This is a genomic window from Amycolatopsis sp. NBC_01286, assembly GCF_035982555.1.
In the GTDB taxonomy this organism is placed as follows: domain Bacteria; phylum Actinomycetota; class Actinomycetes; order Mycobacteriales; family Pseudonocardiaceae; genus Amycolatopsis.
The window spans coordinates 598,627-611,488 of the sequence record NZ_CP108428.1; the positions used below are offsets into that span (position 1 = coordinate 598,627).

General features: G+C 71.6%; 15 protein-coding genes. 8 read left to right on the forward strand and 7 right to left on the reverse strand.

Annotated features, from left to right (window positions below):
* Positions 1 to 32 precede the first annotated feature (32 nt).
* Together OG570_RS02785 and OG570_RS02790 are read left to right on the forward strand one after the other, a co-directional pair.
* Complete coding sequence (locus tag OG570_RS02785) at positions 33 to 905, forward strand: carbon-nitrogen hydrolase family protein (protein ID WP_326955477.1); 873 nt, start codon at positions 33 to 35, stop codon at positions 903 to 905.
* The gene (locus OG570_RS02790) at positions 902 to 2,227 is read left to right on the forward strand and encodes an APC family permease (RefSeq protein WP_326955478.1); all 1,326 of its coding nucleotides are present in this window, start codon (positions 902 to 904) and stop codon (positions 2,225 to 2,227) included. The genes OG570_RS02785 and OG570_RS02790 overlap by 4 nt, the downstream gene beginning before the upstream one ends.
* Here OG570_RS02790 and OG570_RS02795 read toward each other — a convergent pair whose 3' ends face one another.
* Together OG570_RS02795 and OG570_RS02800 are read right to left on the reverse strand one after the other, a co-directional pair.
* Positions 2,228 to 2,605 carry a DUF6234 family protein gene (locus OG570_RS02795; RefSeq protein ID WP_326955479.1) on the reverse strand — a complete coding sequence of 126 codons (378 nt, stop codon included), beginning with the start codon at positions 2,603 to 2,605 and terminating at the stop codon, positions 2,228 to 2,230.
* A 43-nt stretch (positions 2,606 to 2,648) separates the two neighbouring features.
* Positions 2,649 to 3,404, reverse strand: a complete 756-nt coding sequence (locus OG570_RS02800) for an acyltransferase (protein ID WP_326946835.1) — start codon at positions 3,402 to 3,404, stop codon at positions 2,649 to 2,651.
* Between the two features lie 52 nt (positions 3,405 to 3,456).
* On the opposite strand from OG570_RS02800, the gene OG570_RS02805 reads away from it, so the two are divergent.
* Both OG570_RS02805 and OG570_RS02810 read left to right on the forward strand, forming a co-directional pair.
* Complete coding sequence (locus tag OG570_RS02805; RefSeq protein WP_326946834.1) at positions 3,457 to 4,419, forward strand: nucleoside hydrolase; 963 nt, start codon at positions 3,457 to 3,459, stop codon at positions 4,417 to 4,419.
* Between the two features lie 11 nt (positions 4,420 to 4,430).
* A complete protein-coding gene (locus tag OG570_RS02810; RefSeq protein WP_326959841.1) occupies positions 4,431 to 5,564 on the forward strand; it encodes a C40 family peptidase in 1,134 nt (377 codons plus the stop codon).
* 75 nt (positions 5,565 to 5,639) lie between these two features.
* Here OG570_RS02810 and OG570_RS02815 read toward each other — a convergent pair whose 3' ends face one another.
* The 3 genes from OG570_RS02815 to OG570_RS02825 all read right to left on the reverse strand — a co-directional run bounded on the left by OG570_RS02815 (position 5,640) and on the right by OG570_RS02825 (position 8,668).
* The gene (locus tag OG570_RS02815) at positions 5,640 to 6,863 is read right to left on the reverse strand and encodes a glycosyltransferase (protein ID WP_326955480.1); all 1,224 of its coding nucleotides are present in this window, start codon (positions 6,861 to 6,863) and stop codon (positions 5,640 to 5,642) included.
* Between the two features lie 138 nt (positions 6,864 to 7,001).
* Positions 7,002 to 7,823: a hydrolase gene (locus OG570_RS02820; protein WP_326955481.1), complete on the reverse strand. Its 822-nt coding sequence runs from the start codon at positions 7,821 to 7,823 to the stop codon at positions 7,002 to 7,004.
* Entirely contained in the window at positions 7,820 to 8,668 is an 849-nt protein-coding gene (locus tag OG570_RS02825; protein ID WP_326955482.1) for an alpha/beta fold hydrolase, read from the reverse strand. The genes OG570_RS02820 and OG570_RS02825 overlap by 4 nt, the downstream gene beginning before the upstream one ends.
* 98 nt (positions 8,669 to 8,766) lie before the next feature.
* Here OG570_RS02825 and OG570_RS02830 point away from each other — a divergent pair, with 98 nt between their 5' ends.
* The 3 genes from OG570_RS02830 to OG570_RS02840 are packed head-to-tail and all read left to right on the forward strand — an operon-like array spanning position 8,767 to position 10,889.
* Complete coding sequence (locus OG570_RS02830) at positions 8,767 to 9,138, forward strand: winged helix-turn-helix transcriptional regulator (protein WP_326955483.1); 372 nt, start codon at positions 8,767 to 8,769, stop codon at positions 9,136 to 9,138.
* Positions 9,139 to 9,193: 55 nt separating this feature from the next.
* On the forward strand, positions 9,194 to 10,333 hold the full coding sequence (locus OG570_RS02835; protein ID WP_326955484.1) for a serine hydrolase domain-containing protein: 1,140 nt from the start codon (positions 9,194 to 9,196) through the stop codon (positions 10,331 to 10,333).
* A 7-nt stretch (positions 10,334 to 10,340) separates the two neighbouring features.
* Positions 10,341 to 10,889 (forward strand): hypothetical protein, encoded by a 549-nt coding sequence (locus OG570_RS02840; RefSeq protein ID WP_326955485.1) that lies wholly within the window; start codon positions 10,341 to 10,343, stop codon positions 10,887 to 10,889.
* Positions 10,890 to 10,896: 7 nt separating this feature from the next.
* On the opposite strand, the gene OG570_RS02845 is transcribed toward OG570_RS02840, so the two are convergent.
* Positions 10,897 to 11,265 (reverse strand): VOC family protein, encoded by a 369-nt coding sequence (locus tag OG570_RS02845; RefSeq protein ID WP_326955486.1) that lies wholly within the window; start codon positions 11,263 to 11,265, stop codon positions 10,897 to 10,899.
* An 86-nt stretch (positions 11,266 to 11,351) separates the two neighbouring features.
* Between OG570_RS02845 and OG570_RS02850 the strand changes: the two genes are divergently transcribed.
* Positions 11,352 to 11,981 (forward strand): winged helix-turn-helix transcriptional regulator, encoded by a 630-nt coding sequence (locus OG570_RS02850; protein WP_326955487.1) that lies wholly within the window; start codon positions 11,352 to 11,354, stop codon positions 11,979 to 11,981.
* A gap of 4 nt (positions 11,982 to 11,985) precedes the next feature.
* On the opposite strand, the gene OG570_RS02855 is transcribed toward OG570_RS02850, so the two are convergent.
* On the reverse strand, positions 11,986 to 12,837 hold the full coding sequence (locus OG570_RS02855; RefSeq protein WP_326955488.1) for an NAD(P)H-binding protein: 852 nt from the start codon (positions 12,835 to 12,837) through the stop codon (positions 11,986 to 11,988).
* Between the last annotated feature and the right edge of the window lie 25 nt (positions 12,838 to 12,862).

Sequence of the window (12,862 nt, forward strand, 5' to 3'; positions counted from 1 at the left end):
TTTAAGTGTTCAAGGTGGACTATTTTCCGTCCATGCCGCGACCACTCCCGATCGCTCTGGTGCAAGCGCCGCCCCGGCCCGGCTCGGCCGGGTTCGCGGGCGAGGTCGAAGCCGTCCTGGGCCGGTTTCCGGACACGCGCCTGGCCGCCTTCCCCGAGCTGCACCTCTGCGGCGTCGAGGGCGAGGGCGACGAACGCACCGCGCAGCTGCGGGCCGCCGCCGAACCGCTGCACGGACCCCGGACGAAGGAGCTGGCGGAACTGGCCGGCGACCTGGGGATCTGGCTCGCTCCGGGCACCGTTTGCGAAGAAGGCGACCACGGCGAGCTGTTCAACACCGCCCTGGTCTTCTCGCCGGAGGGCGAGCTGGCCGGCTGGTACCGGAAGGTCTTCCCGTGGCGGCCGCACGAGCCGTACGACCCCGGCACGGAGTTCGTCGTCGCCGATCTGGCCGACGCCGGGCGCGTGGGCTTCTCGATCTGCTACGACGCGTGGTTCCCCGAAGTGACCCGCCACCTCGCCTGGATGGGCGCCGAGGTGGTGCTCAACCCCGTCCAGACCACGACCCCCGACCGCGCGCAGGAACTGGTCCTGGCGCGGGCGAACGCAATCGTCAACCAGGTGTTCGTCGCCAGCGTGAACACGGCCGGGCCGTTCGGCATGGGTGACAGCCTGCTCGTCGGGCCGGAAGGCGACGTCCTCGGCGCGCTGCCCGGGCCCGGCGAAGGCGTCCTCGCGCACACGATCGACCTCGACGAGGTGGCGCGTGTCCGACGCGAGGGCACCGCGGGCACCAACCGGATGTGGGAGCAGTTCACCCCGGCCGACGCGCCGCTGCCCCTGCCGCTCTACCAGGGCCGGATCGACCCGGACCGCTGGCGTCCACGAGAAGGAGACGACCGATGACCTCCACGGCCGCGGCCCCGGCCGCCCTGCAGCGCCGGCTCGGCCTGCCCGGCGTCGTCCTGTTCGGGCTCGCCTACATGGCGCCGCTGATCGTGCTCGGCACGTTCGGCATCGTCGCGACGACGACCGGGGGCACGGTGCCCTCGGCGTACCTGCTCGCCCTGGTCGCGATGCTGTTCACCGCGGCCAGCTACGGGAAGATGGCCGCCACCCACCCCGTCGCCGGCTCGGCCTACACCTACGTCCGGAAAGCGGTCGACGCGCGCGCCGGGTTCCTCGTCGGCTGGGCGGTGCTGCTCGACTACTTCTTCCTGCCGATGGTGATCTGGCTGATCGGCGGCGCCTACCTCTCCGCCGAGTTCCCCAGCGTGCCCAATTGGATCTGGTTGATCACTTTTATCCTGCTGACGACGATCCTCAACGTCCTCGGCATCAAGATCGCCGAGAAGGCGAACTTCGTGCTGATGGCGTTCCAGATCCTGGTGATCGGCTTCTTCGTCGTGCTTTCGATCAAGCAGGTGCTGCACGTCGGGGACGCGCTGGCGAGCTCGCAGCCGTTCTTCCACCCCGGTGCCACGCTGGGCACGATCTCCGGTGGCGCCGCGCTCGCGACGTACTCCTTCCTGGGATTCGACGCCGTGACGACGTTGACCGAGGAGACGATCGAGCCGCGCAAGACGATCCCCCGCGCCATCCTGCTCACCGCGCTGATCGGCGGCGGCATCTTCATCGTGCTCGCCTACTTCACCCAGCTCGCCCACCCGGGCAGCGCGTTCACCGACGAGTCGTCCGCCGCGTTCGAGATCGCGACGACGATCGGCGGCAACCTCTTCGCGTCGTTCTTCCTCGCCGGCCTGGTCGTCGCGCAGTTCGCGTCCGGGATCGCCGCGCAGGCGAGCGCGTCGCGGCTGATGTACGCGATGGGCCGCGACGGCGTGCTGCCGCGCGTGTTCGGCAAGCTCCAGCCGAAGTTCGCGACGCCGGTGTTCGGCATCGTCCTGACCGGGATCGTCGGGCTGGTCGCGCTGGCCCTGGACGTCAGCACGTCGACGTCGTTCATCAACTTCGGCGCGTTCACGGCGTTCACGTTCGTCAACGTCAGCGTGATCGCGACCTGGCTGCGCGACCGGTCCGGGAAACGGGTGCTGACCTGGGTGGTCTTCCCGGTGATCGGTGCCGTGGTCGATCTGTGGCTACTGGTCAACCTGGACGGCATCGCGCTGATCTTCGGCGTGGTCTGGCTGGCGATCGGCATCGTGGTGCTGGCGGCGATCACCCGCGGCTTCCGCCGGCCGCCGCCGGAGATGACCTTCGAGGAGTAGTCAGCCGCCCGGGCACTCGGTGCCGCCGCCGCTGCGCTCGACGCAGTGGCGCGGCCCCGGCGGCGCGGGCGGGGCGTGGCGAACGTGGTAGGCCCAGTTCATCCCGGCGACGGCGATGGCCACGAGGAGGCAGATCCCGAAGAACCACGTCCACCCTCGGCGCCGCGTGGCCGCCGCGACGACCACGCCCACCAGCGGCAGCCCGGCGCCGAGCCAGGCCGCCCAGGTCAGGTAGCCGTCGCCCTCGTGCGTGCTCGTGCCGAACACCGGGAAGCTCGCCAGGAACCCCTGCAGGACCAGGAACGGGACGACGAGCAGCAGGCCCACGACGCACAGCGCCAGGACGACCGAGGCCCAGAGCGTACGGACTTCCCCCACCCGGTCAGTATGGCCGGATCGACGACGACGGACCTGAGTGGATCTACTGCTCGCCGAGGGTTTTCTGCAGGGCCTTGCTCGCCTTGCGGGCCATGTCCGCGACGGCTTCGCGGCGGGCGGTGTCGGCGGCGTAGTCGTCTTCGCGGTTGCGCACCACGCGGGCCGGCATGCCGACCGCGATCGAGTAGTCCGGGATGTCGCCGCGGACGACCGCGTGGGCGCCGAGCACACACCCGCGGCCGATGCGGGTGCCCTTCAGGACGCTGACCTTGGTGCCGAGCCAGGTGTCCGGGCCGATGCGGACCGGCGTCTTGACGATTCCCTGGTCCTTGATCGGCACGTGGATGTCCGAAATGACGTGGTCGAAGTCACAGATATACACCCAGTCGGCGACCAGGGTGGCCGCGCCGAGCTCGATGTCGAGGTAGCAGTTGATGACGTTCTGGCGGCCGAACACGGACTTGTCGCCGATCCGCAGCGAACCCTCGTGGCAGCGGATGGCGTTGCCGTCGCCGATGTGGACCCAGCGGCCGATCTCCAGCCGGCCGTAGCCGGGGCGGCAGTGGATCTCGACGTCCTTCCCGAGGAACAGCATCCCGCGCAGGATGATGTGCGGGTTGGCGAGCCGGAACTTGAGCAGCCGGTAGTACCGGACCAGGTACCAGGGTGTGTACGCGTGGTTGCGCAGGACCCAGCGCAGCGAGTCGGCGGTCAGGAACTTCGCCTGCCGCGGGTCGCGGCGCGCCTGCCGCCAGGCCCGCACCCGCGAAAGAGCGGGCGCACCCCACATCGACGTCATGCCGGTGACCGTAACCTGTGTGCGGGACGGGTTCACAGGCAAGGGGAGCTGGATGGGCACGAAGCTGATCATCGACACCGACCCGGGCGTCGACGACGCGCTGGCGATCGCGCTGGCCGCGGTCTCGCCGGACGTCGACCTCCTGGGCGTGACGACCGTGTTCGGCAACGTGCCCCTGGACAAGACCACGGCGAACGCGCGCCGGCTGCTGGAGCTGTTCGGCCGCACCGACGTGCCGGTCGCGGCCGGCGCCGCCCGCCCGCTGGTCTACTCGAAGCCGCGTGACGCGAAAGAGGTCCACGGCGGCGACGGCCTGTCCGGCCACGCGGACACCCTGCCCGAGGCGACCCGGCCGCTCGACGAGCGGGACGCCGTCAGCCTGATGCTCGCGCTGCTCGAGGCGGCCGACGAGCCGGTGACGATCGCGCCGATCGGGCCGTTGACGAACATCGCCGCGCTGCTGGCCGCCCACCCGGGCGCGCGGGAGAAGATCGCCCGGCTGGTGGTCATGGGCGGTGGGGTCACTTTCGGCAACAGCACCGCGGCGGCGGAGTTCAACATCTGGAGCGACCCCGAGGCGGCCCGGCGGGTGCTGGTCGAGGAGGACGTCCCGGTGGTGCTGGTGCCGCTGGACCTCACGCACCGGTGCGCCGTCGACGCCGAGTGGCTGGCGAAGCTCGCCGCGTCCGGGCCGATCGGCGCGACGCTCGAGGGGCTCACCTCGACCTACCGCCGGCACTACACGCGGATCTTCGGCGAGGACCGGATGGTCATGCACGACGCCGTCGCGGTCGCCGAGGCGATCTCGCCCGGGATCCTGCACACCGAGACCTACCGCGTCGACGTCGACTGCGGGCTGGGCCCGGCGCGCGGCCAGACCCTGGTCGACCGGCGACGGCTCGGCGAAGAGGATCCGCAGTTCTCCCCCGGCCGGCTGATCGAGGTCGCGATGGACACCGACCTCGACGGCCTGCGCGGTTTCGTGCTGGACCGGCTGACCGGAGCCGCGCGGTGAGCGAAGAGCCCGTGGTCGTTCCGGAGAACACGCCGCCGCCGCGCCGCCGCCGCGCCGGGATCGTGGTGGCCGCGGTCGTCGTGATCGCGGCCGCGCTCGTGGTCGCGATCCAGTTCGCGCCGAAGCAGGAGACGGCCGAGAACGCCGCCGCGACGGCCGCGCCGACGCCGTCGGTGGTCCCGACAGTTGTCCCGAAAACGACCACGCCGCCGCCGACGCAGCCGAAGCTGCCGCAGGCGAGCGAGTTCGACGAGTGGGCGTCGAAGACCAGCCAGTGGCTCGACATCCCGCTGCGCGCGATGACCGGCTACGCGCAGGCCACGGTGACGCTGACCAAGGAGATCCCGGGCTGTCACCTGTCGTGGGTGACGCTGGCGGCGGTCGGGAAGGTCACCTCCGACCACGGCCGCGCGCAGGGCGGGCAGCTGGGTGCCGCCGGCGTGCTGAGCAAGCCGCTCGGGACGGTCGAGGTGCGCGACTTCTACAACAAGGTCGTCTCGACGGCGAACGCCGCCGGGCCGATGCAGCTGTCCCCGGCGATCTGGGGGAAGTACAAGACGAGCGCGTCGGGCGGCACCCCGGACGTGCAGAACATCGACGACGCGGCGCTGTCCACCGGCCGCGCGCTGTGCGCCGACGGCCACGACCTCTCCCAGGGGCAGACCTGGTGGGACTCGGTGAGCGCGCTGCAGTCGGCGCCGCTGTTCCTGCACCGGACGCTCGCGACGGTCAACGTCTACGGCACGGTCGGCCAGGGCTCGGCGGCGCCGAACGCGGCGGTGCTGAGCGCGGTCAACTTCGCCATCGACAAGATCGGCCTCCCCTACATCTGGGGCGGCAACGGCACCGGCGGCGGCGACCCGGGCTTCGACTGCTCGGGCCTGACGACGGCGGCGTACGCGAGCGCGGGCGTCAAGCTGATGCGCACGGCGGACACGCAGTACCGCAGCGTGGCGCACGTGACCGAGCCGCAGCTGGGCGACCTGATCTTCTACGGCGAGCCGACGACGAAGATCCACCACGTCGGTCTCTACATCGGCAACCAGCAGATGATCGACGCGCCGCAGACCGGGCAGGCCGTGCAGGTCCACACGTACCGCAAGGACGGCGACGACTACGCGGGAGCGGGCCGCCCGACCGCCTGAGCCGTGAGTGGGTAGTGCGCCCGAACGAACCGGGCCGCGCGTCGATGGGTGCGACACGCGGCGCGGCTCATGCGGCTACTGACGTCCCTGGCTCGCGACGTCGAGGAGCATCTTCGCGGCCACCGTCGCTCCGTCGTCGCGGATTGTGCTCGCCACCGCTTGGGCTCGCGTCCGCATCTCGGGAGTCAGGGCCGTGGTGAACGCGGCCGACAGTGACTCGGCCGTCGGGGTCGGGCCCTCGTGCGCTACTCCGATGCCCAGTCCGGCCACCCGCTCCGCCCAGTACGGCTGGTCCGCGATCCGGGGCACCACCACCTGGGGTGCGCCCGCCCGGGCGGCCGTGGTCGTGGTGCCCGCGCCGCCGTGGTGGACGACCGCGGCCACCCTGCGGAACAGCGCCTGCTGGTTGACCTCGCCGATGACGAAGCAGTCCTCGGCGTCGTCGATCGCGGTCAGGCCGGCCCAGCCTCGGCCCAGGACCACCCGGCGGCCCTGGGCGCGGGCCGCCTCGGTGGCTTCGCGGGCGATGCCCTCCGGGGCGTACGCGGCCATGCTGCCGAAGCCCACGTACACCGGCGGTTCGCCGGCGTCCAGGAATGCCTCCAGGTCCGCCGGCAGCGGCCGGTCGTCGGGCAGGATCCACGCGCCGGACTGCACCAGGTCGAGGTTCGTCATGCCCTCGGACGGGCACAGCGCCGGGTCCGCCGCCAGCCACGGCCGGTCGGTGAAGACGTGGTCGCGGACGTTGTCCACCGGCGGCAGGCCGATCGCCGCCCGCCGGCTGTTCAGCTCCGGGCCGTACAGCGCGTTCACCCGCTCGGCGTCCTGCGCCCACCGCACCTCGAGGTCGGTCTCCTCCGCCGGCGACGGCGTGCCCGGCCGCATCCCCGGCGCGAACTGCCGCGACGGCAGCCCGAAGATGTGGAAACACGCGTACACGTACGGAATTCCCCGCTTTTCGGCCACGTCCCGGGCGCCGGCCGGCAACAGGCCGGTCGCCAGCAGCACGTCACATTCCCCGGCCACCGCGCCGAGCGTTTCGAACCGCGCGGCGACCAGCGCGGGAGCGAGCTTGAACGCATCCGCCCCGGTCGGTGGTTTCGGGTTGGCGACCACCGAACGCACCGTCGGGCCGAGCGGCACCAGCGGGACCCCGGCCCGCTCCAGCAGCGCCACGAAATCGTCGTCCGGCGGCGCCGCGACCAGCGCCTCCGCCCCCAGTTCCCGCAACGCCACCGCGAGCCCCACCAGCGGTTCGACGTCCCCGCGCGATCCCCACGTCGTCAGCAAAACACGCACTTAAGAATCCCCATTTCCCCTGTTCACGACCTACGGCGGGCCATTCTGCGGCATCACCCCGGCCTTGCCGCAAGCCCCGGGGTCGGCTATAAATTGAAGGGGGCGAGGAAATACTTCTTTCGCGTGCGCGATTTCCGTTCAGCCGAGGTGGTCGTTCGCGCCGCTCACCCAGCCGATGTAGCGCTCCGCAGACCTGCGCACCGCGCCCTTCGCGTCGCCGAGCACCGTCCCGCCCAGCAGGCCGTACAGCCGATCGAACTCGTACGGCTCGAGCCGGTCGACGATCCGCCGCACCAGCCCCGCGGAAAGCGGGATCTTGTTCGGGTAGCTGCGCATGAACGTCACCCACCCCGCGTCGACGACGGGCACGATCGTGTCGCCGGTCAGCAGCACGCCGCCGGTGTCGGTGCCGACGTGGGCCACGGCAGCGCCGGGGAAGTGGCCGCCCGCCTCGACGAGCGTCACGCCGGGCAGGACCCGCTCGGTGCCGGACCACTCCCGCAGCACCGGGTCCTCGCGCCGCACCCACCGCCGGTCGGCGGCGTGCACCAGCACCGGGACGCGCCCGAGGCGGTGGCTCCAGCTGACCTGCGAGCCGTACATGTGCGGGTGGCTGGCCACGATCACCGCGGCCCCGCCCAGCTCCTCGATCTTCGCGACCAGGGCCGGGTCGAGGTGGTTCGGCGGGTCCCACAGCAGGTTGCCTCCGGACGTCTGCGCCAGGTGCGTCCACTGGCCGATGCCGAACGGCGGTTCGCGGTTGAACCGGTGCAGGCCCGGTTCCAGTTCGTGGTGCACGACTTCGCGGCTGTCGGCCGCGAGTTTCTCCAGGGTGGTCCACACCTGACCGGAGGCGGGCACCCATTGCCGTTCGTCCGCGCAGATCGCGCACGCGCCGGCCGGGGGTAGTTCGGTGTCGGGGTGCTCGACCCCGCAGGTTCCGCAGATCCAGATCGTCATGGCGCCAGTCTTGAAGCTCCAGCAAGGTCGAGGTCAAGGAAAGAAGTCAGCAGGGGCACCAGGACGTCCGGGCGGTCCAGCGGGACGATGTGCCCGCAGTCCTCGACGAGGTGCGCCGTGAGGTCGTCGGCGATCGGCCGCAACTGGTTCGCGAGGGTGTCGCCGACCGGGTGGGCGCCGATCGCCAGGGTCGGCACCGTGAGACGGCCGGCCTCCGCGATCTGCGCGGCACTCGCGGGCATGGCGCGGTAGTGCTCGAACGCGCACCGCAGTGACTCCCGCCCGGTGTACGCGGCGACGAAGTGCTCGCGGATCTCCGGTGGTACTCCACGGCCGCGCGTGCCGGCGTCGAGGAACCAGCCGATGTAGTCCGCTTCGTGGCCGGCCAGGACCGTCTCGGCGAGGCCGGGCACGGCGTGGAAGCCGAACCACCACGGCGGGCCGCCGGCGAGGAAGGCTTCGGCGCCGGGCAGCCGGCCGAGCAGCGACTCCATCAGCACGAGCTGCCGGACGCGCTCGGGGCGTCGCGTCGCCAGCAGGAACGCGGGCGGGGTGCCCGCGTCGATGCCGACGACCGCCGCCGTCGGCTCGCCCAGCGCGTCGAGGAGGGCCTCGGCGTCCAGGGCGAGGTTTCCGGCGTCGTAGCCACCGTCGGCGCGCGTGGTCGCGCCGAGACCACGCAGGTCCGGCGCGAGGACGCGGTGGTCGCGAGCCAGGTGCGGGATGACCGCCGACCAGAGCCGCCAGGTGTGCGGGAAGCCGTGCAGCAGCAGGACCGCGGGCCCTTCCCCGGCGTCGGCGACGTTGATCTCGATGCCGTTCGCTTCGATCCGATACTCGCGCACGCTGTCTCCTCGGCAGTTACCATTGGTTACCACCAAACGGTAGGTAACAGCGTCCGAAGAGCCAAGAAGGCACTTTCACGACAGGTGGTGAGCTCCAGGTGACCCCCTCCGGCCGAGGCGACCTCTTCGACCCGAAGTGCCCGACACGCCGGCTGCTGGACCGGATCGGCACGAAGTGGACGTCGATGGCGGTCAAGGTGCTGGCCGAGGCCGAGCCGGGCGAAGTGCGGTTCGCCGAGCTGCAACGGCGGATGCCGGGCGTCTCGCAGAAGATGCTGTCGGTGACCCTACAGAGCCTGACGCGCGACGGCCTGGTCGCGCGCCGGGTGGAGGCCACGGTGCCGCCGAGAGTGCACTACCGGCTGACTGACCTGGGCCGGTCGCTCGAAGTGCCGCTCGCCGCGCTGCGGGACTGGGCGGAGGAGAACATGGTGGCCGTCGACCGGGCACGGGACCTCGACCCGGGATGACGCACGACATTCACCCTTGCCCCTGACATCGATGTCAGGTTTTACCGTAGCTCGCATGACCGACATCCACGGAACGCACGACGCCCGCTTCGACGACGTCCGCGCCGCGCTCGAGAAGAACGTCGACTCCGGTGACGAACTGGGCGCGTCCCTAGTCGTCGACCTCGACGGCGACGTCGTCGTCGACCTCTGGGGCGGCTTCCGCGACCAGGCGCGCACTCTGACCTGGGACGAGCACACCATCACCAACGTGTGGTCGACGACGAAGACCGTGACCAGCCTGGCCGCGCTGATGCTCGCCGACCGCGGCGACCTCGACGTCCACGCGCCGGTCGCGCGGTACTGGCCGGAGTTCGCGGCCAACGGCAAGGAGGACGTCGAGGTCCGGCACCTGCTGTCGCACACCTCCGGCGTCTCGGGCCTGGAGCAGCCCGCGACGGTCGAGGACCTCTACGACCTGGCGACGTCGACCGCCCGGATGGCCGCGCAGGCGCCGTGGTGGACGCCCGGGACGGCTTCGGGCTATCACGCGGCGAACTTCGGGCACCTGGTCGGCGAGGTCGTCCGGCGGGTGAGCGGGAAGCCGCTGAAGGCGTTCGTCGCCGAGGAGATCGCCGGGCCGCTGGGTGCCGACTTCCAGATCGGGGCCGCCGAAGCGGACTGGGGCCGGATCGCGGACGTCGTCCCGCCGCCGCCCGCGGAGTTCGACCTCGTGGCTCTCGGCGCGGACAGCGTGATCGTCAAGACGCTGACCGGACCGGTCATCGACGCGAACGTCGCGAACACGCCGGCGTGGCGCCGCGCGGACCTGGGCGCGGTGAACGGGCACGGCAACGCGCGGTCGGTCGCGCGGATGCTGTCGGCGCTGGCCCGCGGCGGCACGGTCGACGGCGTCCGCCTGCTCGGCCCGGACACGATCGACGTGATCTTCGAGGAGCAGGCCAACGGCGTCGACCTCGGGCTCGGCGTCCCGTTGCGCTGGGGCATCGGCTACGGGCTGCCGCTGCGGGAAGCGGTGCCGTGGATCCCGGACGGCCGCATCTGCTTCTGGGGCGGCTGGGGCGGTTCGATGATCATCATGGACCTCGACCGGCGGCTGACGATCTCGTACATGATGAACCGGATGGGCCCGGGCATCATCGGTTCCGACCGCAGCGGCACGTACGTCCAGGCGGTTTACGACGCCCTGGGATGATCCCGGCATGGACTCGGGGACGACCACGCAGCTGATCACCGTGGGCGCGACGCTCGGCGGGGTGGTGCTGACCCTGCTGACCACGACGTTCGTGGAGGGTCGCAAGCTGAAGGCGACCCAGCGGACCGAAGCGCTGAGGCGCGCGGCGGACCGCGCCACCTGGCTGCGTGACGAGCGCGTCAAGGCGTACGCCGGCCTCTCGACGGCGAGCGAGGAAGCGTTCCAGCTGATCCGGGCGGAGTTCCCGGAGCTGCTGAAAAACCGGGACGTGATCGAGGACAGGTGGCGCGAACGCCGCGGCGAGCTTCGCAAGGCCTACAACCAGGTGGAACTCTTCGGCACCGACGAGCCGCGCCGGCGCGGCAAGGAACTGTGGAAGGCCGCCCGCGGTGGCGTGAACGCCGTCCTCGCCGAACTGGACGCCAAACTGGACGCTGAGGAACCAGTGGTGCGCAAGGAAAGCCTCGACCGGGTGCTGACCGGGATCAGCGAAGCGGGCGAACGGTTCCTCGAGGCGTGCCGCGCCGACGTCCAGGGCACGGCCGAGGAGCACTGACCCTTCGTCAAGCCGGGCCGGCGAGGCCGATCAGGTTGCCTTCCGGGTCGGTGAAGTGGGCGACCACCAGGTCGCGGCCCGGCGCGCGGTCCGGGCCCATGCGGCGCGTGCCGCCCAGGCGTTCGGCCTGCGCCAGCGCCGCCGCGACGTCCGGGACACCCACGTAGAACACGGTCTGCCGCGCGAAGGACGCGCCGCCGCCGACGCCCCCGGGGATGCCGTCCGTTTCCACGAAGCCGTACTCGCCCGGCTCCGACACCTGGTCCGACACCGGGCCCGACGTGTCGAACTCCCAGCCGAACAGCTCGCCGTAGTACCCGCGCAGCCGGGCCGGGTCGGTGCCGATGATCTCGAAGTGCACGACCGGAGAGGCCATGACCGGTTCCTTCCGTTCGACGTCCAGAGTCTCACCGTAGGCCACGGTAGTTGTTAAAAACAACCTCGGAGTTGTAAATTAGCATCATGCCGACCAGTCGCAGCTACGGAGACGCGTGCGCCACCGCCCGCGCGCTCGACGTCGTCGGTGAGCGGTGGGCGCTGCTCGTCGTGCGCGAGCTTCTCCTGGGGCCGCAACGGTTTTCCGACGTCCGCCGCGCGCTGCCGGGTGCCAGTTCCAACCTGGTCACCGACCGGCTTCGCGAGCTTGAAGGCCGGGGTGTCGTGACCCGCCGGACGCTGCCGCCGCCCGCCGGTTCGACCGTCTACGAGCTGACGGCGTGGGGCCGTGAGCTGGAGCCGATCGTGCTCGCGCTGGGCGCGTGGGCCGCGCAAGTCCCGCTCCCCCGGGATGCGACGCTCGGCGCGACGTCGGTGCTGCTGTTCCTCCGCGGCTCCGCGCGTCCGCGCGGGAACGCCTGCTACCGCGTCGAACTGGACAGTCGCGTGTGGACGGTCCGCACCGAACCCGGGCGGCTGACCGTCGAGCCAGGCGAGCCGAACGGTCCGGACGCCGTCGTCCGGACCGACCCGCACACCCTCAACGCGCTGCTCGAAAAGCCCGGTGACCTCGACGCCGCGCTCGCCGACGGCCGCGTCACGATCGAGGGTGACCGGAAAGCCGTCCGCCGGCTGCTGCGCGAGCACGAAGCCTGAGCGGTCAGCCGAAATCGGCGGCGTGGTCCGCGGCCCATTCCGCGAAGTCACGCGCCGGGCGGCCGGTCACGTCCTGGACCGTCTCCGTCGTCGGCTGGGGCCGGTCCACCAGTGCCGCCAGCCGCCGGATCCGCGCTTCGACGACGTCCGCCGAACCGACCGCGCCCAGCCCCCGGGCTTCGAACGCCGTCGTCAGCTCACGGCGGTAGTCGTCGAGGTCCTGGACTTCGACGCGCACCGGACGGCCGGTGGCGAGACCGATCAGCTCGGCCTGGCGCCGCACCGTCAGCGATTCGGGTCCGGTCAGCGTGTGCTCGGCGCCGAGGTGCCCGGACGCCGTCAGCGCGCACGCGGCGACGGCGGCGATGTCGGCCTCGTGGATCAGCGCCGAGTGCGAGCCCGGGAACGGGTCGCGCACCACTCCGGCCGTCCGTATCGGCTCGGTCCACAGCAGCCGGTTGGCCGCGAACCCGCCCGGACGCAGGAAAGTCCACGGGATTCCCGCGTCGCGCACCGCCTGTTCGGCTTCGCCGTGGGCGCGGGTGATGGCGTCGTCCGACGCTGGGTCGGCGCCGGCCGCGGACAGCAGGACCACCTGCGCCAGGCCACCCGCGCGGGAGAGGAACCCGCCGAGCCCGGCCGTCCCGGCGTACAGGAACACCTTCGTGACGCCGTTCAGCGCCGCGTCCCAGCTCCCGGGCCGGGCCAGGTCGGCCGCGACCACGTCTACGCCGTCGGGCAGCCGGGCGCGGCTCGGGTCGCGGCCGGCCGCGCGTACCTGCTGCCCCACGTCGAGCAGCTGTCCCACCAGCGCGCGGGCGACGTTCCCGCGGGCTCCGGTCACCAGAATCGTCATGCGTCCAGGCTCGTCCCGATCCGGG